We start from the raw sequence: 25,920 nt of genomic DNA, 5'->3' as shown, positions 1-25,920 counted from the left end.
ATGATCCGCATCACTATGCAGAACGGCAAGACCATCGACATCGAGCTCAACCCGGAGACCGCGCCCATCACCTGCGAAAACTTTGAAAAGCTGGTCAAGCAGGGCTTCTACAACGGCCTGACCTTCCACCGGGTCATCCCCGGCTTCATGATCCAGGGCGGCTGCCCCAAGGGCAACGGCACCGGCGGCCCGGGCTGGAACATCAAGGGCGAGTTTGCCCACAACGGTGTGGCCAACAATCTCAAGCATACCCGCGGCGTCATCAGCATGGCCCGCGCCATGGATCCCAACTCCGCCGGCAGCCAGTTCTTCATCATGCACCAGGATGCCCCGCACCTGGACGGTGAGTATGCGGCTTTCGGCAAGGTAGTCAGCGGCATGGACGTGGTGGACGAGATCGCCGGTGTTGCCACCGACTGGAACGACAAGCCCCTCACCCCTGTCGTGATGGAAAAAGTGGAAATCGTCTGATTCGGTTTCGGCAAGCGGACGCAGGCTTCTGGCCTGCGTCCGCTTTTGTTGTGGGAAGGTTGAAATCTTTTGCAAAATCGGTTATACTGTTTTGTAACCATAGTGTAATTTTGGGCGTATGCCCGTTTTGAAAAAAGGAGCAAACCATGGCACATACCGTAATGGTCACCGGGGCGGATGGCTTCATTGGCAGCCATCTGACCGAAGAACTGGTCAAGCGCGGCGAGAAGGTGCGCGCCTTCTGCCTGTACAATTCCTTCGGCTCGCTGGGCTGGATCGACACCCTGCCCCCCGAGATCAAGAACGAGATCGACATTTTCATGGGGGACGTGCGCGACCCTAACGGCGTGCGCACCGCCATGCACGGCCAGGAGCGGGTGTTCCATCTGGCGGCTCTCATCGCCATCCCGTTCTCCTACCACAGCCCCGACAGCTATGTGGACACCAACATCAAGGGCACTCTGAACGTGCTCAACGCCGCCCGGGAACTGGGCACCCAGCGGGTGCTGGTGACCTCCACCAGCGAGGTCTACGGCACGGCCCAGTATGTGCCCATCGACGAGAAGCATCCCTTCCAGGGCCAGAGCCCCTATTCGGCCACCAAGATCGGCGCCGACCGTCTGGCCGAGAGCTTCTACCGCAGCTTTGATCTGCCGGTCACCATCGTGCGGCCCTTCAACACCTACGGCCCGCGGCAGAGCGGCCGGGCCATCATTCCCACCATCATCACCCAGCTGCTGGCCGGGCAGACCGAGATCAAGCTGGGCAGCCTGACCCCCACCCGGGACTTCAACTACGTCAAGGACACCGCCAACGGCTTCATGACCATCGCTGACTGCGATGCCGCCATCGGCCAGGAACTGAACATCGCCACCGGCGTGGAGCACTCCATCGGCGATCTGGCCCACGAGCTCATCGCCCAGATCAACCCCAACGCCACCATCGTCTGCGAGGCCGAGCGCCTGCGCCCCGAAAAGAGCGAGGTCAACCGTCTGCTGGGCGACGCCACCAAGCTGCGCAACCTCACCGGCTGGGCACCGCAGTACACCTTCGAGCAGGGCCTGGCCGAGACCATCGAGTTCCTGCGCGGCAACCTCGACCAGTACAAGGTCGGGCAGTATATCCTGTAATATGGGCGCTCGCACAACAAACCACGGGCACCGTTTTGCACCCACCGTCTGGCCCCGCGCCGCGCGGTGGGCTTTCGTGTTGGCCGCCGGGGCGCTGCTGGGCGTGGTCTTCAGCTACTACTGGCGGGTCTTTTACGGCCTGGACGCCCGGGGTATCCCGCCGCTGTGGCCCACCGTCTTCTGTGTGGTGCTGGGGGCCGGGGCGGCCGCCGCAGCGCTGGCGCTGCGCCATATCAAGGACTTCGCGGTGCGGGGCACGGTGTGCATCCTGCTCTGCGGCATCCTGTTTGCTTTTGCCAATCCGCCGCTGCAGACCCCCGATGAAACGGAACATTATCTGCGCACCTACGCCATTTCTATGGGACGCCTGGACTTCGACGCCGACCGCGGCTACCCCGAGGATGTCTCCCGCCTGATGGCTGCCTTTCCCGGGGCGTGGGTCAACGCCCATACCTCGGCGGGCATCGGCGTGGACCCCGATACCCAGGAGGAACAGCCCTACAACACGGCAGGGTATGCCCTCAAGCAGTACGGCAAGGACGGCACGGTGCAGAGCATCGCCGACAGCTTTGCCCAGTATCTGGACGGGGAAGGGAAGGCCAATCCCGTCACCGAACCCATCAGCTTTCTGATCCTGCCCTTTTTGCCCGGCGCACTGGGCATGGCGGTGGCGCGGCTGTTGGGCTTTGGTGCCCTGGGCTGCCTGTACGCCGGACGGCTGGGCAACCTGCTGGCCTACACGCTGCTCTGCGGCCTGGGGCTGCGCTGCGCCCGGAAGGCCCGCCCGGCCTTCCTCTGCGTCATGCTGCTGCCCATGTCCCTGTACATGGGGGCTTCTTTGAGCTACGACGCCACGTTGCTGGCCTGTTATTATCTGATGCTGGCGCTGCTGACCCGCCCCCGGTGGACCACCCGGACGGCGGCGCTCTATGCGGCGGCCTGCATCTTTGCCAACGGGACCAAACCCTACCTGAACCTGCTGTGGGTGGTGCTGCCCCTGCTGCTGACCCAAAAGGAGTGGAAAGCCCGGGGCAAGCGCCTGGTGTGGGTGGCTCTCTGTGCGGCCGGTTCGCTGGCCCTCACCCTGCTGGTGGAAAACTACGGCGTGCTCATGCGCCACAACTACGGTACCATCGCCCGGCAGGGCGGCGAGGCCGTCAACGGCGGGGCACAGCTGGCCTTTGTTTTGTCCAATCCGTTGCGTTATCTGGCTGTGCTGCTGGGTACACTCTATGAGAACGACGGTTTCCTGGGCCAGCTGGGACTCTTCGGCTGGAAGGACATGCCCGTTGCGTTCCTGAGCCTGACCGGACCGCTGGTGCTGCTGGCTGCGGCGCTGCTCTGCACCCCCCGCACCGAAACCCTGGGCCGCCGCCGTCTGGCAGGGCTGGGCCTTTTTGCCGCCCTCTACGGCATCGGTGCCATGACCGCCATGTATATCACCTACACCCCGGTGGGCATGGTGCGCATCGTGGGCTTGCAGACGCGGTATTTCCTGCCCCTCTGGCTGCTGCTGGTACTGGCCGTGGCCGCTCTGGCCCGCCAGGCCCTGACCCCGCGGCTCACCGCCGAGAAAGCCCAGCGTCTGGCCCTGCCGCTCTGCGGCGGCTACGCCTTCCTGGGTGCGGTGCTGCTCTTCCAGCACTACTTTGTGGGACCTGTGTACACTGTGTATTTGAAATAACAAAATCAACGAATCGTATAAAGGAGGCGACGCCCGATGCTGCAGCTTGTCTGGGGCCTGTTTGTGCTGCTTCTTTTGACCGGTGCCTGCGCGGTGCTCGCTTCGGGCGGCAAGGTGCATGCGGCCCTGCTGCCGCTGCCTCTGCTGTCGGGCGCGGCGCTGGTGCTCTACGGCTTCGGCATCGTGGGGGCACTGCGCGTGGGCGCCGGGCTTGTCTTTCTGCTGCTGGCCGCCCTCTGGGTGGTGGGGCTTGTGAAACTGCGCCCGGCGGGGTTTGCCAAGGCCTGCCGGGAAACCCTCTCCACCCCCGGCATCGCCCTCTTTCTGGGTGGGGCGGCCTTTTTCTGGCTGCTCTTCTTCGTCCTGCGGCCCATGTTCACCCAGTGGGATGAATTCACCGCCTGGGGTCTGGCCCCCAAGATGGTGGTGGAGCGGGGCGCTTTCTATGTGGCGGACCCCGTCAACCTGAAAGCCAGCTTCACCTACCCGGCCACCAGCCTGGTGACCTTCCTGTTCCAGCCTTTTGGCGTATGGAGCGAGTGGGCCTGTCTGGCGGCGCTGGACACCCTGGCCCTGGCCTGCGCGGCGGCCGCCACGGCCCTGCCCCGGCAGCGCTGGTACAGCGCCGTGCTGGTCTTTGCCGCGGGTGTTCTGCTGCCGTATTTCTTCCGGGACCCCACGCCGGGGGCCTACGCCACCCAGTATGTCAACGCCATGGCCGACCTGCCCATGGCCATGCTTTTCGGCGGTACGATCTGCCTCTATCTCGGCACCGGGGGCCGCCGGGGCATCTTCTGGCTGACGGCCCTGCCGCTGGCTTTGCTGACCCTCACCAAGGATATCTGCTTTGCCTACGGCCTCATCGCCGCCTTCCTCATCGGTCTGGACGGACTGGTGGGAGGCGAGGGATCCTTCCGTAAACGGCTGGCGCCGGCCCTGCTCCATGGGGGCGGGCTGGCTCTGGTGGTGGTGGCGGCCTTCCTCAGCTGGAGCCGCTACACCGCCGCCGTCACCCCCACGGTGGACACGGCGGCCAGTGTGGGCAGCGCGGGACTCAGCTATGGCGCGGTGCTCACCGGCGGTATCAAACAGCTGCTGGGCATCGGCCGGGATGAGAAATTCGCCCAGATCATGGCGGCCATGGGGGATGCCTTTTTCACCCGGCGGGTCTGCCTGCTGGGGGGCGGCGCCCTGGCGGTGCTGGCCATCACACTGGTGGCGGCGGCAGCCTGGCTCTTCGCCGACAAAGGCACCGCCCGGCGGCGGATTCTCGTCCTGCACCTGGCTCTGGCTTTCTGCTTTGCGGCCCTCTATGCCTTCCATCTGATTCTCTATTACTACAATTTCTCCGACGTGGAGGGTCTGGCCCTCAAGGACTACGACCGCTACCTCACGCCCTACTACCAGGCCTGGATGCTCACCATGCTCTGCTGCCTGGGGCGGACCGCCCGCAGCAAGGCGGGACGCGCCGTGCTGGGCGCCGCGGTGGCGGTGGTGGTGGCGGTCTTCTGCTGGCGGGGTGTGCCGTCGGCGGGGTTCTGGACCGCAGCCGACAGCCTGTACACCCTGCGTCAGGATGTGCAGCGCCGGGCGGAGACCATGAATGAAGAACTGAACTGGGGCGACCGGGTGCTGGTACTCAGCCAGGGGGACGACGCCACCCGGTGGTACTACTACCGGTACGAGCTGACGGCCCAGGTGGTCAACGGCTTCGGCGGGTTCTACGGGCGGCTGGGCGAGACCCAGGACCGGTGGGACAGCGATTTCATGAACCTGGTGGAGAGCGAAAACTGGACGCTCTACGACTATAAGGCAGTCTGTGTGCCGGAGACGCTGGTGGCCTATATGGCGGAAAAGGACTGCGATTATCTGATTATCGACCGGGCGGACGACTACCTGGAGCGGAACTTCAGCCCGCTGTTTGAGGGTGGCCTGACCGCCGACATGCCCGCGACCCTCTACCATTTTGAGGGTGAGGACGCCGCGGTGCCCTTCACGGTGGCGGCGGTGGCGGAAAGCGAGGTGCAGTGATGGCACGGCGCGAAAATCTGTGGAAAACCCGCCCGCTGTTCCGGCCCCGGCAGCTGCTGGTGCTGGCCTATCTGCTGGCGTTGGTGCTGTGGCTGGCCCGGGGCTTTGTGGGCAGCGCGGTGATGATCAACTACAAGCTCCGGGGCGAGATGCCCCAGCAGACGGTGCTCCCGGCGGATCTCACCACCGAGAGTTTTGCCCCCTACAGTTCCAATGAGTGGTGGACGCCGCCCGACGACGATCCCAACTGGTATCTCTCCACCGACAACGACCCCCACATCTACTGGCAGGGGCAGGGGTATATGGAGACGGTACGTCTCTACGCCGGGCACCGGCTGCCCCCGGGCGGGGTGGCGCTCTACTATCTGCTGCCCGGCCAGACCGACTACACCGAGACCCAGAAAGTCTACGCCACGGTGACCGGAACGGGGGAGTACACCTTCGATCTCGGCGGCCGGTGGGTGACGGGGCTGCGCATCGACCCCGACAGCGTGGGCGGTGTGCCCACCCTTTTCGGCGGCATCGAACTGAACCCGCCTGCGCCCTGGTATGACCGCTTCCTGCCCAGTGGCGGGCAGTGGCTGCTGCTGCTCTTTGTCCCGGCGCTGGCGGCGGCCGCCGCAGCACTGGTACTTTCCTTCTTTGACAAGGAGGAACCCAAGGACTGACAAAACAAGAAGGAGAAATCTATGGAGTTGCTCTGCGTACTGGCGGCGGTGCTGGCCCTGTTCCTGGCCTGCGCCGCGCTGACGCTCAAGGCCCGGGTGCCGGCCGGCATGGCCCCGCTGACGGCCCTTTCCGCCATTGTGGCGGTATTTACGCTGGCCGGCATGGCCGGGGTGCTCTTGCCCGCAGCCTGGGCGGTGTATGCTCTCTGTGCGGCGGGGGGCGTCTGGGCACTGTGGCCACGCAAGGGGAGTCGTCCTGACTGGCAGGCCCTCTTTACCCCCGGCAGTGTGCTCTTCTGGGGCATGGCGCTGGTGTTTGCGGTATACTTTTTTATCCGCCAGCCCCTGGCCACCGGGTTTGACGAACTCAATCTCTGGGCTACCGCGGTCAAGGTCACCAAGGTGGACAACAGCCTCTACTCCACCGCCACCCTGGGCACCCCCTGGGCCGTGACCCAGAACCCTGGTCTGCCGCTGCTCAGCTACTTCTTCCAGTTCTTCGGCTCCTACGCCGACTGGAAAATCTATCTCGCCTACGACGTGCTGTATTTTGCCTGCTATGCGGCGGTGCTCAGCGCGCTGCCCTGGGGCAAATGGCGGGTGGCGGTGCCGCTGGCCGCCGTGCTGTGGTGCACCCCTTTCTTCTTTACCATCTACAACCACACCATCTACCTGGCCGATACCTACCTGACCTCCTACGGCGACGTGCCGGCGGGGCTGGTCTTCGGCGGGGCGGTGGCCCTGTGGCTGGCCCTGCGCCAGACCGACGGTCCCCGCTGGGCGGTGCTGCCGGTGTTGGCCCTGGCGGCCAACCTCAAGGCCAACGACTTTGTGCTGAGCCTGGCGGCGGCGGGCCTCATCGCCGTGGACGTCTGGTTCTTCTGCGACAGCCCCTTTAAGAAGGGACTTGTCCGCCGTACCGGCTTTGCGGCGGCCTGCTTCGCTGCGCCCATGGCGGTCTACTACCTGTGGAACGTGCGGTATGTGGGCTGGCTGGTGGCCCGCAACAGCGATTCCGGCGGCGTGGGCGAGACCTCCGCCGCCCTCTCCGATGTGGTGGTCAACGGCGTCAAAATTTTGCTGGGCCAGCCGGTGGAGGGTTTCTTTGCCGAGCGGCAGCCCCAGTTCCTCCAGGCTATGGCCGATATGGGCCACCAGTTCTGGACCAGTGACGGCAAACTCAGCATGATCGGCCAGGGCCGCAACGTGGTGGCGCTGATCCTGCTGCTCTTTGCCGTGGCCTTTGTGGTGGCGGCAGGCTGGAAACTCCGGGCGCGGATCGCTGCCTTGGCGATGCTGTCCACTGGCTGCTTTGTGGGCTACAACCTGATGCTGGCTCTGAGCTACGGCTTTATCTTCAAGCCCTTCCAGGCCGAAGGACTCTACGACTACAACCGTTACATCTATAGCTATTACATCGGCTGGTTCCTCATCGCGGTGGCGTGCCTTGCCACGGCGCTGCTGCCCCAGCTGGAAAAGTCCCTCTCCATCCAAAAAGAAAAGGACGGCCCCACGGCGGTCTTCCGCTCGGAACTGCGCAATCCTCGCTGGGGATTGGCGGGGCAGGGGGCGGTGCTGCTGCTGGCGGCGGCCATGCTGCTGCGCCAGGGCCAGGTCGTTCTGCCCCAGCTCAGCGTGCTGGGCTTTGCGGACAGCGAATTTTCCGACCGGCGGGCCATCCGGGCCGAGGCGGAGCTGGTGTGCAGTTATCTGAACGAGGACGACCGGGTCTTTTTCGTCAGCCAGGGGGACAACGGCGAGCGTTGGTTCTCGGCGGTGTTTGACTTTTACCCCGTGCTGGTGGATTATTCCGGCGTGGTGTCCACCATGGTGGGCGGCGGCGGCGAGCTGGGCCTGCCGGAACTGAAACCGGAAGAAGAAGGCCCCAAAAACTTCTATTACCACGGCTTCACCGCCGAGGAGCTGGACTCCATCGTGCGGGGCAATGGCTGCACCGTGCTGTATCTACAAAAAATTGACGATATTTTTGTGCAAAGCTACCAGGATCTCTTTACTGACGGTCTGGAAGAGGCGCTCTCAGGGCAGACGCTGCTCTACCGGGTGACCGAGGACGGCTTTGCCCCCATGGAGATGGAGGTGACCGCCTCGTGAAAACACTGCAACGCTGGTTCTCCCGCCGGGGCGCCCTGCCGCTGACCTGTTATCTGGCAGCGGCGGCTCTCTGGCTGGTTCTGGGGGCGGTGCACTGGGGTAGCGACGCCCTGGCCCGCAGCGCCGGCACCATGTATGCGGCGGAAATTCCCGTCACCGACTGGCAGCTGGCCGGGCTCACCGACGCCGGCAGCACAGCGGAAAGCGCCGCCCTCACCACCACCGACGGCGACCCCCAGATGATCCTGGAGGATGTGTCCGGCATGGTGGTGCGCACCGTGAGCTACGCGGTGGAATTCGACGGGGACGCCCGGGAGATGTGCCTGTACTACACCACCCAGGTGGGGCAGGACTACAGCCAGGACCGCCGGGTCTTCCCGGAATCCCTGGGGGACGGGCGGTATCTCTACACGCTGCCCCGCACTACCATCGTGGCGCTGCGGCTGGACCCCTGCAGTCCCGATGCCAACAAGACGGTGGGGCTGACCTTCACCCCGGGGACCATCTCCCTCAACGCCCCCAAAACCCTGCCCGCCGCCTGGCAGTATTTTGTGCCCAGCTGGTATCAGGCCTTCTGCCTGGTGCTCTACCCGGCTCTGGCTGCCGCGGCCCTCAGCTGGCTGCGGGCGGTCTGGCGGGCACTGCGCCGCAAATCCGCATAAACGCAAAAAAAATCCACCCCGCCGGGGTGGATTTTTTCTATTCAGGTGATTTTCAGGGCCCGCTGTACACGGTAGACAATGTATTGGAACAAGCCCACGATCAAACTGCATTCCACCCAGATATAATTGGGCAGGTTGCGCCAGTAAAATTTTGGTTTGTTCACTTTGGGCAGGGCTACCTTGGCTTCGGCAAAGCCCTTGGCGTAGTCGCCGCCGAAGCCCCGCAGCCGGAACATGACCACTTTGAGCAGATACCCCAGCAGCATGGGGATAAAGTTCAGGATCAGCATGACCAGCGGCTGGTTCTTGTAGGGCAGCAGGATGCTGTTGCGGCCGCTCTGGATGCTCTTGAAGGGGTTGTACCGCACGGCGCCGGTGGTGGCGCCGCAGATGTGGCGGCAGCGGGCGGTGGGGCAGTAGACGTTTTTGTAGCCGAAGTTGTTGGCCCGCCAGGACAGGTCCACGTCCTCGTAGTAGGCGAAGAACAGTTCGTCAAAGACGCCGATCTTGTCCAGGATGGATTTGCGGTAGAGGGCCGCGCCGCCGCAGGCACTGAACACCCGGCAGGGTTTCGTGTAGCGGCTGGCCTTCAGGCCGTCGCCCCGCTTGCAGGCAAAGCCCAGGATCGTCACATAATCTCCGGCATCGTCGGCCAGTTCCGGCTCGTAGTACCGCAGCATCAGGCTGCTCACCGCAAAAATTTTCGGGTCGGCGTCGGCGGTTTTCAGCAGTTCCGCCAGCCAGTCCGGCTCGGCGAAGGCGTCGTTGTTGAAAAGGGCCACGTACTCGCCCTTGGCAATGGCGATGCCCTGATTCACCGCGTGGGAAAACCCGGTGTTGGTGGCATTCTCGATGAGGGTGTAGCGGTCGTGGCCGCGGTAGCTGCGGGCGATCTCGAGACTTTCGTCGGTGGAACCGTTGTCGATGACGATGAGCTCAAAGTCCTGCTCGGTCTGGGCCCAGACCGATTCGATGGAATCCCGCAGCCAGCCCGCGCCGTTCAGGTTGGGGATGATGACCGATGCTTTCATGGTGTCTCCTTGTCCGGGTCAGTAGGCGTAGTAGTAGGGGGTGACCGTCAGCCGGGCCACCGAGGTCAGCGCCAGCACGATGCAGACCAGCGCCACGACCACGCCCACCACCAGGGTGCGGATGAGCCATGCCTGGGCCAGGCGTTTGCGGGCAGGGTGGGTGTTAAAGCCGAAGCTCCACGCCAGGGAGAGAATGAACCCCGCCACCGGAATGGCAAACAGAAGCAGAGTGCCCAGGGTGGCCCACTCCGACAGGGCGGGCACCACTTCCTCCTGGGGCTGTTCGGCGGGGGCTTCGCCGGTATAGCGGGCCGACGACGGGGCGGAAGGGGCCTCGGGCGGCAGCGGCGCACCGCACTGGGGGCAGCGGTCGGCGTCAAAAGGCGCCAGCAGACCGCAGTTCTTACAGTAACGCATGGGGAAAACCTCCGTTCAGTCCAGCGCCAGGTTGCGGTCGAGCTGGGTGTTGAGAATGATCTGGGTGTTGGTGGAACCCAGCTTCTGCATCTTGGTCAGAAGATGCTCCAGAGCGTCGATGTCGGTGCAGCTGACCTTTACAATAAAGTTGTAGCTGCCCGTCACCCGGAAGCACTGCAGCACCTGGGGCTCCTGCTCGATCATGGCCAGGAAGCTCGCACGGGTGGCGGCGTCCACCAGCACCGAAATCAGTGCCTCCACCCGAGCGGGCGCGCCGGGATGGCGGAGCACCACGGTGTAGCCGCCGATGATGCCCTCCTGTTCCAGGCGGTGGATACGGCTGGAGACCGCCGGACTGGTCAGGCTGACCCGCTGGGCAATGTCTTTGACGGGCATACGTGCATTTTCTGCGAGAAGCTGCAAAATTTTATGATCCAGATCATCCATGAATCGGAAACCTCGTTTTCATATTTGTATAATGCGCACAAAAAAATAAAATGAAGAAAAGTGCCGTTGTGCGGTTTGACAAAAAGGAAAAAGTACGCTTTTTTCGGCACAAACTAAATTTAATTAAGCATTTCTGCAAACATTATAATATTTTGAAAAAGAAAATACAAGTGCGGCGTTTGACAAATTAAGAATAAAAGCTATAATAATAATTGTTATCAATCACGACATTCTCTGACCTTTATATACTTTCCCACCCCTCTATGCACGAAAGCCCGCAGGCAACTGCGGGCTTTTGTGTTTGTGGGAGCCGATTTGTGAATTTTTCGAGAACTTTGCACCGGCCCTCTTGCCAAGAACGGCAGGAGGGTCTATTATTATCGCTTGTTAATAGTTATCTTGTGTTAAGTAAATGAGGGAGGGGAACACTGTGGCAGAAACACCCGGTTTTGAACTGCAGGGGCTGATCCACTACATCGGCCGTCTGCGGGAAGCCTCGGCCCGGGGCGTGCGCGCGGCGCTGGCCGATACCCCCAAGTGCCGGTTCGGCATGCTGGAGCGGCTGCACTACGCCATCTGCACCTACGGCATCGACGGCGTCATAGGGGTCAGTGAGCTGGCCCGGGCGGCGGGCAAGCCGCTGCCGGCGGTATCGCGGGCGCTGCGGCTGCTGGAACAGGACGGCATGGCCGAGCGCCGTACCGACCCGGAGGACCGCCGCAAGACGCTGGTGCGGATCACCCCGGCGGGGCAGCAGGCCCTGCGGGACTGCGAGGCCGCGCTCAACGCCTATTTTACCCGCGTGATGGCGCGGCTGGAACCGGCCCAACTGGAGCGCATGATGGAGATGCGCAATGTGCTGGTGGACGCGCTGGAAGCGGAGACTGCGGCGACGCTGCGCGCCGCAAAGACCAAGGAGGACCCTGACGATGGGAAAGATCTTTAAACAGCTGGGCCGTCACTGGGCGGCCTGTTTATTGGTGTTTGCCCTGCTGGCGGTGCAGGCCTACTGTGACCTGTCCCTGCCCGACTACACCAGCAAGATCGTGGACGTAGGCATTCAGCAGGGCGGCATCGAGAGCACGGTGCCCCACACGGTGCGGGACACCACGCTCCAGGCGCTGGAACTGCTCATGAGTGAGCAGGATGCCGGGCTGGCCGAGCAGTGGTACTCGGAACCCGACGAAAACGGCGTGCGTACCCTGGCTCATGACGCCACGGCGGCTCTGCCGGAACTGGAGAACGCCTTCACCACGCCGGATATCGTGCTGTATATGGCGGCTGCCCAGCACGCGGCCACAGTCCAGGGGACGGAGGGCACCGCCACGCCGGCCTGGACCGATCTGGATGCCGTGGCCACTGAGTTTGCCATGATGGCCCAGGCACCGGGCTTCAGCCGGGAGGCGGTCCAGCAGCAGCTGGCCGGGGCAATGGCTTCGGTGGACGATTCGGTGGCGGAAAGCCTGTCCAGCCAGGCCATGCTGCTGGTAAGCCTGGAATATGAGGCCCAGGGCATCGCCCACGATGTACAGATGGCCTACCTCTGGCGGGTGGGCGGTCAGATGCTGGCCCTGACCCTGCTTATGGTGGTGGTCGCCATCGCGGTGGGCTTTGTGGCCTCCCGGGTGTCGGCGGCCATCGGCCGTGACCTGCGGCGGGACACCTTCTCCGCCGTCATCCATTTCTCCCATGCGGAGATCGAGCAGTTCTCCACGGCGTCGCTGATCACCCGCACCACCAACGATATCCAGCAGGTGCAGTTCGTCTGCGTCATCCTGCTGCGGATGGTGGCCTACGCGCCCATTCTGGGCATCGGCGGCATCGTCCATGTGGCCCGCAGCGATACGGGGCTTACCTGGATCACCTTCCTGGCGGTGGCGGCGCTGCTGATCCTCATCGGCGTGCTGATGAAGATCGCCATGCCCAAGTTCAAACTCATGCAGACCCTGGTGGACCGGCTGAACCTGGTCAGCCGGGAGATCCTCACCGGCATCATGCCGGTGCGCGCTTTCAGCCGGGAAAAGTTTGAGGAGCAGCGGTTCGACAAGGCCAACAGGAACCTCATGCAGACCCAGCTCTTCACCAACCGTACCATGGCCGGCATGATGCCCTTCATGACGCTGATCATGAACGGCACCAGCCTGCTCATTGTCTGGTTTGGCGGCAAGGCTATGGATCTGGGTACCATGCAGGTGGGCGAGATGATCGCCTTCATCACCTATACCATGCAGATCGTCATGTCCTTCCTGATGCTGGCCATGGTGGCGGTGCTGCTGCCCCGTGCCGGAGTGGCGGCCGACCGCATCGACGAGGTGCTGCGCACCCCGGCCACCATCCATGACCCCACGCCGGAAGTGGCCGAAAAGGCGGCATCCCGCACCCATTGGGACGGCGTGGTGCAGTTTGAGGATGTGAGTTTCCGCTATCCCGGCGCCGATGATGACGCCCTGGAGCACATCAGTTTCACCGCCCGCCCCGGCGAGACCACCGCCATCATCGGTTCGACGGGCTGCGGCAAATCCACCCTGCTGAACCTGATCCCCCGGTTCTACGATGTAACGGGGGGCCGGGTGACCATCGACGGGGTGGACGTGCGGGATCTGCCCCAGCAGACCCTTCATGACCTGCTGGGCTATGTGCCCCAGAAGGGCGTGCTGTTCAGCGGCACCATCGAATCCAACCTGAAATTTGGCGGCCCCCGGATCACCGACGGCGACGTGCAGCAGGCTGCCGCCATCGCCCAGGCCACCGACTTCATCGAAGCCAAGCCCGAGGGCTTCCGGAGCCCCATCGCCCAGGGCGGCAGCAATGTGTCGGGCGGCCAGAAGCAGCGGCTTTCCATCGCCCGGGCCATCGCCAAGCACCCCCGCATCTATCTCTTTGACGACAGCTTCTCGGCCCTGGACTACAAGACCGACGTGGCTCTGCGCCGTGCCCTCAAGGCACAGACCGACAACGCCACCGTGCTCATTGTGGCCCAGCGTATCTCCACGGTGCTGCACGCCAACCAGATCCTCGTTCTGGACGAGGGCAAAGTGGTGGGCATCGGCACCCACGCCCAGCTGCTGGAAAGCTGCCCCGAATACCGGGAGATCGCCCGCAGCCAGCTGAGCCAGAAAGAACTGGGCTTACCGAAGGAGGATGATTGATATGCCAAGACCCGGACGGATGACCACCGAACGCGCCAAGGACTTCAAGGGCACGCTGCGTCAGCTGCTGCGCGCTCTGAACCGCTATAAAATTTCCATGGCCGTGGTCGTGGTGTTTGCCATCCTCTCTACCATCTTCAATATCGCGGGACCCAAGGTGCTGGCCAAAGCCACCACCGCCCTGGCCACCGGCTGGGTGGCCAAACTGCGGGGCACCGGCGGCATCGATTTCGGCTATATCGGCCGCATTCTGCTGATCCTGCTGGGTATGTACCTGCTCTCCTCGGCCTTCAGTTTTATCCAGAGCTGGCTCATGAGCGGCCTTTCCCAGAAAGTCTGCTACGATTTCCGCCGCCAGATCAGCGAAAAGATCAACCGCCTGCCCCTGGCCTACTTTGAAAAGCGCACGGTGGGCGAGGTGCTCTCCCGCATCACCAACGATGTGGATACCCTGGGTCAGAGCCTGAACCAGAGCATCACCCAGCTGATCACCAGCGTCACCACGATGATCGGCGTGCTGATCATGATGCTCTCCATCAGTGCCCGGATGACCCTCATCGCCCTGCTGATCCTGCCGGTGTCCCTGGTGCTGGTCATGGTTGTGGTCCATTTCAGCCAGCGCTTCTTCAAGGCCCAGCAGGCCACCCTGGGCGTCGTCAACGGCCAGGTGGAGGAGGTCTACTCCGGCCACAATGTCATCAAGGCGTTCAACCGGGAACAGGCCGTTCTGGACGACTTCAACGCCGCTAACGACCAGCTCTATGCCTCCGCCTGGAAGAGCCAGTTCCTCTCCGGCCTCATGATGCCCATCATGAACTTTGTGGGCAACCTGGGCTATGTGGCGGTGGCCATCGTGGGCAGCATCTTTGCCGCCGGCGGCATCATCACCATCGGCGACATCCAGGCCTTCATCCAGTATGTGAAAAACTTTACCCAGCCCATCCAGCAGCTGTCCCAGGTGTCCAACATGCTCCAGAGCATGGCGGCCGCCGCCGAGCGCGTCTTTGAGTTCCTGGCCGAAGAGGAGGAGGACCAGACCGCCGATCCGGCCCGCCGCGCCGATCCGGCCACCATCGACGGCCAGGTCACCTTCGACCATGTGAAATTCGGCTATACCCCCGACAAGACAGTCATCCGCGACTTCAGCTGTACGGTGCAGCCCGGCCAGAAGGTGGCCATCGTCGGCCCCACCGGCGCCGGCAAGACCACAATGGTCAAGCTGCTCATGCGGTTCTACGATGTGGACGGCGGTTCCATCACGCTGAACGGCCACAACGTCCGGGACTTTGACCGCAGTGCCCTGCGGGAAGGCTTCGGCATGGTGCTGCAGGATACCTGGCTGTTCCAGGGCACCATCATGGAGAACATCCGCTACGGGCGCCTCGACGCCACCGACGAGGAGGTCATCGCTGCGGCCAAGGCGGCGGGCGCCGACCACTTCATCCGCACGCTGCCCGGCGGCTACCAGATGGAACTGAACGAGGACGCCTCCAACGTGAGCCAGGGCCAGAAACAGCTGCTGACCATCGCCCGGGCGATTCTGGCGGACAACCGCATCCTGGTGCTGGACGAAGCCACCAGCAGCGTGGATACCCGCACCGAGCAGCGCATCCAGGCGGCTATGGACCACCTGATGCAGGGCCGTACCAGCTTCATCATCGCCCATCGGCTGTCCACCATCCGCAACGCCGATCTGATCCTCGTCATGCGGGACGGCGACATTGTGGAACAGGGCAACCACGACCAGCTGATGGAGGCGGGCGGCTTCTACGCCGACCTGTACAACAGCCAGTTTGAGGACGTGACAGCGTGAAAAGCACCCGGCCTTTTTGTAACAATTTCTTGACATTTATCTGAAATGAAGATAGAATGAAATACAGGAAATAAGGAAGTTCGGCCGCACCGATTTTGCGGGGAACTTCATAGGGTGTCGCCCGCCGGGAACACCGCTTTTCACCAATGTGCAACGCCTGTTTTTGGCTTTTTTTCGTTCGTTTCGCGCTCTCGCGGTCGAAGTGTGTGCATTTTTGCCCATTTTGATCGGGATGGGCTGCGCATTGCCATAGAAAAAACTGCATAAGGAAAAAGCGTCCCGCCGTGCTGCGCCCTCCTACGATTGATAAGGAGTGAAACCGACTATGCCACCCATTGTTGTTGTGGTGCTGGTCCTTGTCGTCGCAGCCATTGTCGGGGCGCTTTGTTTTTACCTTGGCGGGGAAAACCGCAAGCGCACCGCAGAGGCCAAACTCGGTTCCGCCGAGGAAGAGGCCAAGCGCATCGTGAACGATGCCATCAAAGCTGCCGAACAGAAGCGCAAGGAAACCATCATCGAAGCGAAGGATGAGGCCTTCAAGCTGAAGAGCGAGGCCGACAAGGAGATCAAGGACCGCCGTGCGGAAGTGTCCCGCCAGGAACGCCGCATGGACCAGAAGGAGGAGGCGCTGGACAAACGCACCTCCGCCCTGGAGCGCAAGGAAGAGGAACTCAAGCGCCGCAGCGAGACGGTGGAGGCCCGGCTGGATGAGCTGGAACAGCTCAAGCTGCGCCAGACCGAAAAGCTGGAGACCATCGCCGGGATGACCAAGGAGGATGCCCGCGCCGTGCTGCTCAAGCAGGTGGACGACGAGCTCACCCACGAGAAGGCCATGAAGATCAGCGCTTACCAGGCCAACATGAAGGACGAGTGCGACCAGATCGCCCGCGACCTGGTGGGCCAGGCCATTGCCCGTTGTGCGGCGGACGCCACCAGCGAAGCCACCGTCAGCGTGGTGCCGCTGCCCAGTGATGAGATGAAGGGCCGTATCATCGGCCGTGAGGGCCGCAATATCCGTGCGCTGGAGACGGCCACCGGCTGCGACCTCATCATCGACGACACGCCGGAAGCCATCACCCTGTCCAGCTTTGACCAGACCCGCCGCGAGGTGGCCCGCATGGCCCTGGAGCGGCTCATCGCTGACGGCCGTATCCATCCCGCCCGCATCGAGGAGACGGTGGACAAGTGCCGCCGCGAACTGGAGATCCAGATGAAGCGGGAAGGCGAGAAGGCGGTCATGGATCTGGGCATCCACAGCCTGCATCCCGACCTGGTCAAGCTCATCGGCCGGCTCAAGTACCGCACCAGCTTTGGTCAGAACGTGCTGAATCACTCCATCGAGGTGGCTTGGCTGGCTGGTCTGATGGCCGGCGAACTGGGCGTCAACGTCCAGATGGCCCGCCGCGCCGGTCTGCTCCATGACATCGGCAAGGCCCTGGACCACGAGATCGAGGGCAGCCATGTCCAGATCGGTGTGGACATCTGCAAGAAGTACCGCGAGAATCCTCAGATCGTCCATGCGGTGGAGGCTCACCACGGCGACGTGGAGCCCAAGACCACCCTGGCGTTCATCATCATGGCCGCCGACGCCATCTCGGCTGCCCGTCCCGGTGCCCGCCGCGAGAACATGGAGAGCTATATCAAGCGTCTGGAGACGCTGGAAGCCCTCTGCAACGGTTTCGAGGGTGTGGAGAGTTCCTACGCTGTCCAGGCCGGCCGCGAGGTGCGCATTCTGGTCCAGCCGGACAAGGTCAGCGACGATCAGGTGGTCCTGCTGGCCCGCAACGTGGCCAAGAAGATCGAGAGCGAGCTGGATTATCCCGGCCAGATCAAGGTCAGCGTCATCCGCGAGAGCCGCGCCACCGAGTACGCCAAATAAACAAAAACAAACAGGAAGGCCGCCCCTCTGGGGCGGCCTTTTTTTGTATGCTTTAGCGAAATAAAAACCCCCGGCCAGGCCGGGGGTCATGACTTGCAGATGAAATCAGGCGGTTCTGATAAAACGACGGCGGAACCCGGTGATCAGGGCGCTGATGCCCACAGCGGCACAGGGGATCATCAGCAGAAAGTAGGGGAAGACATACCGGGCCTTGGCTTCCCACAGCACCGAGAAGAGGAAGCCGCCGAACACGGCGATGAGGAGCAGATCCTGTTCCAGAGAAACGCGCCTTTTCAGGGCAAAAATCGTGAAGACCAGCACGCCGCCGTAGATCAGCGACTGGTAGAAATTCATGAAATCGGTCAGCCGCCGGTTGCCCTCACCCTGGTACAGATCCTGCACCAGGGCGGTCTGGGGGCCCTCCACCCGGCTGTTCATGAAGATGCACTGGTACATGGGGGCATTCCACTGGGAGGAAATCTTGCGGTTGTAAAAATCCACGGCATAAGCGGGATCTTCCCGGCATCGTGCCCAAAAACTCACAAGATACCCACGGGCCTCCGGATAAGCGGACTGGGGATCATAGTCGCAGTCCTGGTAAAGCAGATAACTGTAACTGTTGTACCACCCGGCATTGGGGACATCGTCATTGGTTCCCATTGCAATAAAAAGTATGGCGGGCATGGTCTTGCTCTCTTCGGGAATTTTGTCACCGTAGAGGGTCTGTGTCAACGCGGTGGGGGTGAGCATCGCCAGCAGAAGAGCCAGTCCGATCACCGCCTGGTGCCGTGTTGCCTTCCGCAAAAGCTGGATCACCACCACGATAGCAAAGGCAATGAATACGATGATCGTGTTGGTGCGCAGCAGCAGTGCCAGAGCTGTGGAAAAATATAAACCGATCAGGCAGGAAACCCGTGGCGTCTTACGGTATTCCAGGAACATCCAGGCCGCCAGCATGGAAAAGGCGGTGGAGCTGGACTCGCCGTAGACAAAGGAAGTGTACAGATACATGGGGGCACAGACCAGCGCGAGGAGCAGATAGAGCAGTCCGGCGGTGCGCTGGTCGTGGGTGAGCAGCGCCACGATGCGGAACCCGGCGTAGACCAGCACCCCGGTGGTCAGGGCGGAAAACAGTTGGAAGAGATACCAGCCCTGGGTGTGGAAAAAGGGGGCAATCCAATCCAGGATGCGCAGCACGGTGATGATGCCCAGCTGCTGTTGATAAATTGCCACGTAACCGCCGGGTTGCAGGCCGCTGAAATCCCCGGCATTGAACAGCTGTGCCTGTTCCCAGATGAATTCCTGATCTGCGCGCGGGTAGGTCCCCGAAGACTGTACCCAGTAGAGACTGATGCCGATTGCCAGTGCGGAGGCACCCAGCGCCAGTAAATTCATACGAGGGCGGCAAACCAGCTTTTGGAGCAGATGGGCCAGCAGCGTCAGCCCTGCCAGGGTCAGAATCAGCAAAAGCAGGTTGCCGAACAGGGAATCTTTTTGGTAGTAGACAAATTCGTCGTCCACTTCATGATTGAGCCAGGAGGAAGTCAGGCTGCTGCAGAACAAAAAGGCAAACAGCAGCAGGCACAGCCCGTTGAACAGGCGGCTGCAGAAGGGCTCCGCTTTCTGGCGCAGAATAGAAAGTTTCATTGGATGTGTATTCTCCCCGGGTGTGGATGTCCTGGATGAAAGGCGGACTTTTCCCCATTGTAGCAAAAAAAGGGGATGGCCGCAAGCAAGGCTTTCCGGCTGAAAACCGAAGGATGGCCGGCCAGACGGGAACATCACCGATTTTGGCTTGCATATTCCCGCCCGGCGGCTTATAATATACAATATCTTAGTGTATAAAGGAGGGGTGCGCCACGCCGCAAAAGGATCTGCCGCGCAAGCCTGTGCTGGGCATTCTGGGCGGGCTGGGGCCTGCCGCCAGCTGCTATCTGTACCAGATGCTTATTGACCATACCCCGGCCACCTGTGACCAGGACCATATCGATATCGTCATCTCGTCGCGCGCGTCCACGCCGGACCGCACGGCGTTCATTCTGGGCAAAAGCAAGGAAGACCCCTTCGCCGTCATGGAGCAGGATGGCTTCAGTCTGGTGAACTACGGTGCCACCGTGCTGGCCATTCCCTGCAACACCGCCCATTATTTTTATGACCGCCTGGCCGAAGCCCTGCCGGTGCCGGTGCTGAACATGCCCCGCCTCACGGTGGAGGACGCCAAGGCGTCCGGCTGCACCAAGCTGGGCATCCTGGCCACCGACGGCACCCTGGCCGCCGAAACCTACCAGCTGGCCTGCCAGCGGGCGGGCATCGGGTGGGCCCAGCCCTCGCCGGAACACCAGAAGGGCATCACCTCGGTGATCTACGACGACATCAAGCAGGGCCGCCGCGCCAATATGGTCAAGTTTGCCGCCGCGGTGGCGGACCTGAAATCCCAGGGCTGCGACAGGGCGGTGCTGGGCTGCACCGAACTGAGTCTCGTCAAGCGGGACGAACACCTGGACAACTTTTTCATCGACAGTACCGAGGTCCTCTGCCGCCATGCTTTGCTGGCCTGCGGCGTGACGCCCGTCGGATTCTGATACAGACTATGGAATGAGGAAGGAATCGCACATGGAACAGAAAAAATTCTACATCACCACGCCGATCTATTATCCCAGCGACAAGCTGCACATCGGCCACACCTACTGCACCGTCGCCACCGACGCCATGGCCCGCTACAAGCGGCTGCAGGGGTACAACGTCATGTTCCTGACCGGCACCGACGAACACGGCCAGAAGATCGAACTCAAGGCCAAGGAGGCCGGCGTCACCCCCCAGCAGTTTGTGGACAACATCGTGGAAGGCCCCAAGGGCGTCAAGGACCTGTGGAAGCTGATGAACATCAGCTACGACCGGTTCATCCGCACCACCGACGACTACCATGTGGGTGCCATCCAGAAGATTTTCAAGAAGATGTACGACAAGGGCGACATCTACAAGGGCACCTACAAGGGCAAGTACTGCACCCCCTGCGAGAGCTTCTGGACCGAGAGCCAGCTCGTCAACGGCTGCTGCCCCGATTGCGGCCGTCCGGTGGTGGACGCCGAGGAGGAAGCCTACTTCTTCCGTCTGTCCAAGTACGCCGACCGGGTGCGGGACCTGCTGGTCAACACCGACTTCCTGCTGCCCCGTTCCCGCGTCAATGAGATGGTGCACAACTTCATCGACCCGGGCCTGGACGACCTGTGCGTCTCCCGCACCAGCTTCAAGTGGGGCATCCCCGTGGACTTTGATCCCAAGCATGTGGTCTACGTCTGGATCGACGCGCTGTTCAACTACACCACGGCGCTGGGCTTCATGAACGACAAGTATCCCGACAGCGATTACGAGACTTTCTGGCCCGCCGACGTCCACTTCATCGGCAAGGAGATCGTCCGGTTCCACTCCATCATCTGGCCCGCTATGCTTATGAGCATGGAGATGCCTCTGCCCAAGCACGTCTACGGCCACGGCTGGCTGCTGCTGGATGGCGGCAAGATGTCCAAGTCCAAGGGCAACGTGGTGGACCCCTACCTGCTGGCCGAGCGCTACAGCGCCGACGCCCTGCGGTACTTCCTGCTGCGGGACTTCCCCTTCGGCTCGGACGGCAACTTCTCCAATGAGCTGCTGATCAACCGCATCAACATGGACCTGGCCAACGACCTGGGCAACCTGCTGTCCCGCACCACGGCCATGGCGGACAAGTACTTCGGCGGCACCCTGCCGGAGAACCAGGCCGCCGGCCCCGAGGACGACGCCCTGCTGGAAAAGGCCAAGGGTCTGCGCGCCCGCTATGAGGCCGATATGGAAGCCTATGCTTTCCAGAACGCCCTGGCCGATGTGTTCGACGTCATCGATGCGGCCAACAAGTATATCGACGCCACCGCCCCCTGGGTGCTGGCCAAGAACGAGGAGACCAAGCCCCGTCTGGCCCGGGTGCTCTACAACCTGGCCGAGACGCTGCGCATCTGCACGGTGCTGCTGCAGCCGTTTATGCCCGACACCTGCGTGAAGATCTTCGGCCAGCTGAACGTGGCCGACGAGGGCAAGACCTGGGACAGCGCCGCCGCCTTCGGCACGCTGCCCGTCACCGCCACCCTGCACAAGGGCGAGAACATCTTCCCCCGCATCGACACTGCCAAGGAGCTGGCCGAGCTGGAAGCCCTGGAGGCTGCCCAGAAGGCCGCTGCCCAGGCAGCCCAGGCCCCGGCGGAGCCCGAAAAGACCGAGACCCCGGCGGCCAGCGCCGAGCTCATCGGTGACCATGAGGAGGAGATCGACTTCGATACCTTCTGCAAGGTGGAGATGCGCGTCGCCGAGATCCGCGCCTGCGAGCGGATGAAGGAGAGCAAGAAGCTGCTGCACCTCACCGTCTTTGACGGCGAGCGGGAGCGCTGCATCCTCTCCGGCATCGCCAAGTGGTTTGCGCCGGAAGACCTCATCGGCAAGAAGGTGGGCATTGTGGCCAACCTGGCCCCCCGTCCCATGATGAAGGGCAAGTATGTCAGCGAGGGCATGATCGTCGCCGCCGATACCGACGTGGACGGCGGCTGCGCCATCGCCTTCTATCCCGACAACGTCCCCGCGGGCGCCCGCATCCACTGATCGGGCAAGGGGGACAACCTTGCAGACCAAACCCTCCCGGCTGGATGACTTTTTCGGCCACCCGGCGGCCGCGGTGGCCATGGCCATCCTTTGCAATGTGCTGTGGGGCGCGGCCTTTCCCTTCATCAAGATGGGCTACCGGCTCTTTGCCATCGATGCAGCCGATACCCCGTCCATCCTCTGTTTTGCGGGCGTCCGCTTCATGCTCAGCGCCTTGTTGGTCTGGGTGTGCGGCGCGGTGCTGAACCGTAAACCGCTGCCTATGCCCCGGGGCCGGGTGCTGGCGGAATGCTGCGCCCTGGGCCTCTGGCAGACGGCCGCCCAGTATTTCTTCTACTACTCGGCGGTGGCGCTGCTCACCGGCGCCCTGGGCGGCATCCTCAACAGCACCCAGAGTTTTCTCGGCGTGATTCTGGCCCATTTCCTCTACGGAAAAGCCGACCGCATGACCCCGGCCAAGGCACTGGGCTGTGTGCTGGGCTTCGGCGGCGTGCTGGTGGTCACCCTGGGCAACCACGGCGGCGGCAGCGGGTGGGGCATGGCCTACATGCTCATTGCGTCCTGCATCTTCACGGTGGCGGGGCCCTGGAACAAGGCTGTCACCCGCAAGGCCGACAGCTTTTCGGTCTGCTGCCTGAACCTCGGCGTGGGGGGCCTGGCGCTGACCGTCCTGGGAATTGCCCTGGGCGGCAGCCTGCACCCCCAGAGTGCCGCCGGTATTCCGGTGCTGCTCTTCCTGGCGTTCATTTCCGGCGCCGGGTATGTGCTGTGGGCACTGCTCATGAAAAACAACCCCGTCTCCCGCATCAGCGTCTTCGGCCTCATCATCCCGGTGATGAACGTGCTGCTGTCGGCGCTGCTCAACGGGGAACCCCTTTTCCAGTGGAATTATCTGGCGGCACTGGTGCTGGTGTGCGGCGGCATCTTCCTTGTCAACCGCGCCCCGCGGTCCCGAACGGAGTGAACCATGCAGAATATTTTCGATACCCATGCCCATTACTGTTCCCACCAGTTTGACGCCGACCGCGCCGAACTGCTGGCCGCGCTGCCTGCTGGCGGCGTGGCTGGGGTGCTGGAATGTGCCACCCATTCGGGGGATGCGCCCCGGGCGGTAGAACTGGCTCATCAGTTGCCCTATTTCCACGCGGCAGTGGGCATCCACCCCGAGAGTCTCATCGAGGAGGACGCCCCCACCGTTGCGGTCTATCACGGCGACTGGCGGGCGGAACTGGAAGCCCTGCGGCCCCTCTTTGAGGACAAGGCCGTGGTGGCGGTGGGGGAGATCGGCCTGGACCATCACTGGCCGGTGCCCCGCCAGGAACAGTACGAACTGTTTGAGGCCCAGCTGCAGCTGGCGGCGGAACTGGATCTGCCCGTGTCGGTGCACGACCGGGAAGCCCACGCCGAGATGTACGAGCTGCTGCGCCGGTACAAACCCCGCGGCGTGCTGCACTGCTACAGCGGAAGTGCCGAGGACGCAGCCTGGATCAGCGGGCAGGGGATGTACCTGGGGTTCGGCGGCGCGGTGACCTACAAGGGGGCCAAGCGGGCCGCCAAGGTGCTGGCGGCCATCGACCCCCAGTGGGCGGTGCTGGAGACCGACTGCCCCTACATGGCCCCCGAACCGGTGCGCGGCCGTCGCAACGACAGCCGCAACATCGCCCACGTGGCGGAATACATCGGCACCATCTGGCAGATGGATGCCCAGGCGGTGCTGGACCGCACGGCGGAAAATGCCCGCCGGTGTTTCAACATCGTATAAAATAACAAATAATATACGATTTGTATATTATTATAAAACAACCAGGAGTGAACCAACATGAAAGCACGGATTCCCAAACATCGCGAATTCATCATCGATTTCCCCAAGGATATGGACCAGGCCAAGGCAGACGAGGGCTGGGTGAAGCTCAACGAGATCGTGGAGGAGTACAAGAAGGCCCACAACGGCCAGAGCGTCTACGCCCCCACCTTCATTGAGGACTGCGAGCCTGCGGTGAAGAAGCTGCAGGAGGAGTACGGCTTCACCTACACGATCCAGGAGATCAAGTAAAAAGCAGGATATTTCCACGCAGTGCGGTCTGCCAACAGCGCCGCCAAAACCAGAAGACAGCGATGCGGCGCTGAAGGACCGGCCGTTCCCGCAGGGGGCGGCGGGGCCGGCGGCCGTGTGCTGTCTTTTTCCATTGCAAATTTTCCACAAAAGGGGGCTTGTGCCATGCCAAAAACTGTGATCCGTCCCGCCGTGGCGGCGGATCTGCCGTCCATCCTGGCTTTGTATCGTGTGCTGGATGAGGAGATGGTGGATCTGCAGCCGGACTTCTTCTGTGCCGCCCCGCGGGAGGAGGAGCCGATCCTGAAGTTCATCGAATCCACCGACGCGGATTTTCTGCTTGCAGAGCAGGAGGGGACCGTGGTAGGGCTGGCCCTGGTGGTGTACGCGGGCTGGACGCCGGAGTTTAGCTGTGTGCTGCCCCACCGGTATGCCAGCTTGTATGACCTGGTGGTGCTGCGGGACCATCGGTGCCAGGGCATCGGCAGTTCCCTGCTGGGGGCGGCCAAGCGCTGGGCCCGGGACCGCCGGTTGGAATACCTGGAGCTGGGGGTGCTGGCCCAGAACACCAACGCCATCGAGTTGTACGAGGCCCACGACTTTGTGGAAGCCCGCCGTACCATGCGCTGCATGCTGTGAGCAGAGAAAAGACATACAAAAACCGGGCGTCCGTCGGGAAAGACGGGTGCCCGGTTTTGGCTGTGAAAAGCCCGGCGGGTTTGCCGGGAAGGGGAAAGATCCAAAAAGCCGGGGCCGTACATTTCTGTACAGCCCCGGCGATCTTACTTCTTTGGAGTCATAGCCTCATAACCCTTGTTCGTTATTTTTCGGACTGTTTACTCATCGTCATGAGTACCTCATCCTATCTTTTAGCGAATTTTACTTGCCCTTTCAGGATCTTTGCTAACCGTAGTACATTGGACTTACCCTCTGGTTCGTTATTTGCTGAAGAGCATTTGTGGAACGGAGTAAGAAACTTGCGGTTACTTAGATCGTTCCTGGGGTAGGGGTCTGATGCTGAGGAAGAATCCTCTTAACTCTAGTACATTGGAGTGTCTCCTTATGGATCAGGTGAAATTCAGGTATATCCTGTTCGGCGGGGTGGTGGCTTTCATCATCTACCAGCCTTCTTTCATCCTAATCTATATTTTATGCTAGGGGTCTTTCTTTGACGGGACCCTGAGTCTGCTAACACATTTTGTTATGAACCAACCATCGTTTGGTATAATTCTTTTACAGGTTACGACCTGCGGCTTTTGATGTGGTTCTTTCGCGTCAGCAGGCCCAGGCCCGCCGGTGATGAATGGGATCTTTAAAGTTTGCCATTGGATCTGAGCCTCCTTCCTTGCGAATCCTGCCGGCGGCCTTTACATCATCTTTCCGGTTCCTCGGCTGCCCTCGTGCTGCTGGATCGGAGTCCTTAAAGTGTTTCCGTTTCATTCTCTTGTTTCAAGTTTTATAAGATTTTGTTTTCAAGATCAGATTCTTGCTTTTCAAAAACCTTTGTTTGAAAGGTCTTTCTTCTTACTTACTTTTAGAAAAGCCATCGCTCTTTGTAAAAGGATCTTTCAGAAGAGGATTTTCAAACCAGCTTTTGTAGAAGAAGTTTGATCTTTCCAACTGGATCTTATCTTAACCTGATTTTCAAGAACTTTAGAAAATCTGCTTTAAGATGTCGATCTGTTCACGATCGGTCTTTGATGAGGTTCCTTTGGAAAGTGGCTTCTCTTGGAGTTCTTAGCTCCTT

General features: G+C 61.8%; 21 protein-coding genes. 17 read left to right on the top strand and 4 right to left on the bottom strand.

Annotated features, from left to right (window positions below; translation table 11 throughout):
- From NQ490_RS05175 to NQ490_RS05145, 7 genes are all read left to right on the top strand, one after another.
- Positions 1 to 471, top strand: coding sequence for a peptidylprolyl isomerase (locus tag NQ490_RS05175; protein ID WP_007047839.1), 471 nt, complete (start codon positions 1 to 3; stop codon positions 469 to 471).
- Positions 472 to 617: 146 nt separating this feature from the next.
- On the top strand, positions 618 to 1,601 hold the full coding sequence (locus NQ490_RS05170) for an NAD-dependent 4,6-dehydratase LegB (protein ID WP_040917857.1): 984 nt from the start codon (positions 618 to 620) through the stop codon (positions 1,599 to 1,601).
- A gap of 1 nt (position 1,602) precedes the next feature.
- Positions 1,603 to 3,285, top strand: coding sequence for a DUF2142 domain-containing protein (locus NQ490_RS05165; RefSeq protein ID WP_007047837.1), 1,683 nt, complete (start codon positions 1,603 to 1,605; stop codon positions 3,283 to 3,285).
- Positions 3,286 to 3,321: 36 nt separating this feature from the next.
- Positions 3,322 to 5,316: a hypothetical protein gene (locus NQ490_RS05160; protein WP_007047836.1), complete on the top strand. Its 1,995-nt coding sequence runs from the start codon at positions 3,322 to 3,324 to the stop codon at positions 5,314 to 5,316.
- Positions 5,316 to 5,984, top strand: a complete 669-nt coding sequence (locus NQ490_RS05155) for a hypothetical protein (protein ID WP_007047835.1) — start codon at positions 5,316 to 5,318, stop codon at positions 5,982 to 5,984. The genes NQ490_RS05160 and NQ490_RS05155 overlap by 1 nt, the downstream gene beginning before the upstream one ends.
- Before the next feature lie 21 nt (positions 5,985 to 6,005).
- Positions 6,006 to 8,096: a hypothetical protein gene (locus tag NQ490_RS05150; RefSeq protein WP_007047834.1), complete on the top strand. Its 2,091-nt coding sequence runs from the start codon at positions 6,006 to 6,008 to the stop codon at positions 8,094 to 8,096.
- Positions 8,093 to 8,758, top strand: a complete 666-nt coding sequence (locus NQ490_RS05145) for a hypothetical protein (RefSeq protein WP_007047833.1) — start codon at positions 8,093 to 8,095, stop codon at positions 8,756 to 8,758. The genes NQ490_RS05150 and NQ490_RS05145 overlap by 4 nt, the downstream gene beginning before the upstream one ends.
- Positions 8,759 to 8,799: 41 nt before the next feature.
- Here the strand turns inward: NQ490_RS05145 and NQ490_RS05140 are convergent, their stop codons facing one another.
- From NQ490_RS05140 to NQ490_RS05130, 3 genes are read right to left on the bottom strand one after another with little or no spacing between them, the layout of a single operon-like run.
- On the bottom strand, positions 8,800 to 9,789 hold the full coding sequence (locus NQ490_RS05140; RefSeq protein WP_007047832.1) for a glycosyltransferase family 2 protein: 990 nt from the start codon (positions 9,787 to 9,789) through the stop codon (positions 8,800 to 8,802).
- Positions 9,790 to 9,807: 18 nt separating this feature from the next.
- Entirely contained in the window at positions 9,808 to 10,206 is a 399-nt protein-coding gene (locus NQ490_RS05135; RefSeq protein WP_007047831.1) for a zinc ribbon domain-containing protein, read from the bottom strand.
- A gap of 15 nt (positions 10,207 to 10,221) precedes the next feature.
- Entirely contained in the window at positions 10,222 to 10,653 is a 432-nt protein-coding gene (locus NQ490_RS05130; RefSeq protein ID WP_007047830.1) for an Lrp/AsnC family transcriptional regulator, read from the bottom strand.
- Positions 10,654 to 11,083: 430 nt separating this feature from the next.
- On the opposite strand from NQ490_RS05130, the gene NQ490_RS05125 reads away from it, so the two are divergent.
- The 4 genes from NQ490_RS05125 to rny all read left to right on the top strand — a co-directional run bounded on the left by NQ490_RS05125 (position 11,084) and on the right by rny (position 17,494).
- Positions 11,084 to 11,599 carry a MarR family winged helix-turn-helix transcriptional regulator gene (locus NQ490_RS05125; protein WP_242654995.1) on the top strand — a complete coding sequence of 172 codons (516 nt, stop codon included), beginning with the start codon at positions 11,084 to 11,086 and terminating at the stop codon, positions 11,597 to 11,599.
- Entirely contained in the window at positions 11,583 to 13,802 is a 2,220-nt protein-coding gene (locus tag NQ490_RS05120) for an ABC transporter ATP-binding protein (protein ID WP_007047827.1), read from the top strand. The genes NQ490_RS05125 and NQ490_RS05120 overlap by 17 nt, the downstream gene beginning before the upstream one ends.
- 1 nt (position 13,803) lies before the next feature.
- Positions 13,804 to 15,615 (top strand): ABC transporter ATP-binding protein, encoded by a 1,812-nt coding sequence (locus tag NQ490_RS05115; RefSeq protein ID WP_259951652.1) that lies wholly within the window; start codon positions 13,804 to 13,806, stop codon positions 15,613 to 15,615.
- A gap of 325 nt (positions 15,616 to 15,940) precedes the next feature.
- The gene (gene rny, locus NQ490_RS05110) at positions 15,941 to 17,494 is read left to right on the top strand and encodes a ribonuclease Y (protein WP_007047823.1); all 1,554 of its coding nucleotides are present in this window, start codon (positions 15,941 to 15,943) and stop codon (positions 17,492 to 17,494) included.
- Between the two features lie 105 nt (positions 17,495 to 17,599).
- Here the strand turns inward: rny and NQ490_RS05105 are convergent, their stop codons facing one another.
- Positions 17,600 to 19,141 (bottom strand): glycosyltransferase family protein, encoded by a 1,542-nt coding sequence (locus tag NQ490_RS05105; protein WP_007047822.1) that lies wholly within the window; start codon positions 19,139 to 19,141, stop codon positions 17,600 to 17,602.
- Between the two features lie 242 nt (positions 19,142 to 19,383).
- On the opposite strand from NQ490_RS05105, the gene cuyB reads away from it, so the two are divergent.
- The 6 genes from cuyB to NQ490_RS05075 all read left to right on the top strand — a co-directional run bounded on the left by cuyB (position 19,384) and on the right by NQ490_RS05075 (position 24,812).
- Positions 19,384 to 20,076, top strand: a complete 693-nt coding sequence (cuyB, locus tag NQ490_RS05100; RefSeq protein ID WP_007047820.1) for a cysteate racemase — start codon at positions 19,384 to 19,386, stop codon at positions 20,074 to 20,076.
- A gap of 31 nt (positions 20,077 to 20,107) precedes the next feature.
- Positions 20,108 to 22,120, top strand: a complete 2,013-nt coding sequence (gene metG, locus NQ490_RS05095; protein ID WP_040917855.1) for a methionine--tRNA ligase — start codon at positions 20,108 to 20,110, stop codon at positions 22,118 to 22,120.
- A 19-nt stretch (positions 22,121 to 22,139) separates the two neighbouring features.
- Positions 22,140 to 23,084, top strand: a complete 945-nt coding sequence (locus NQ490_RS05090) for a DMT family transporter (protein WP_007047818.1) — start codon at positions 22,140 to 22,142, stop codon at positions 23,082 to 23,084.
- Positions 23,085 to 23,087: 3 nt separating this feature from the next.
- Positions 23,088 to 23,882, top strand: coding sequence for a TatD family hydrolase (locus NQ490_RS05085; protein ID WP_007047817.1), 795 nt, complete (start codon positions 23,088 to 23,090; stop codon positions 23,880 to 23,882).
- Positions 23,883 to 23,939: 57 nt separating this feature from the next.
- Positions 23,940 to 24,173 carry a hypothetical protein gene (locus NQ490_RS05080; protein WP_007047816.1) on the top strand — a complete coding sequence of 78 codons (234 nt, stop codon included), beginning with the start codon at positions 23,940 to 23,942 and terminating at the stop codon, positions 24,171 to 24,173.
- 165 nt (positions 24,174 to 24,338) lie between these two features.
- On the top strand, positions 24,339 to 24,812 hold the full coding sequence (locus tag NQ490_RS05075; RefSeq protein WP_007047814.1) for a GNAT family N-acetyltransferase: 474 nt from the start codon (positions 24,339 to 24,341) through the stop codon (positions 24,810 to 24,812).
- Positions 24,813 to 25,920 lie beyond the last annotated feature (1,108 nt).

The organism is Subdoligranulum variabile (assembly GCF_025152575.1).
In the GTDB taxonomy this organism is placed as follows: Bacteria; Bacillota; Clostridia; order Oscillospirales; family Ruminococcaceae; genus Gemmiger; species Gemmiger variabilis.
Note: the sequence above shows the minus strand (reverse complement) of the source record. Positions and strands in the feature narration are given on the sequence as shown.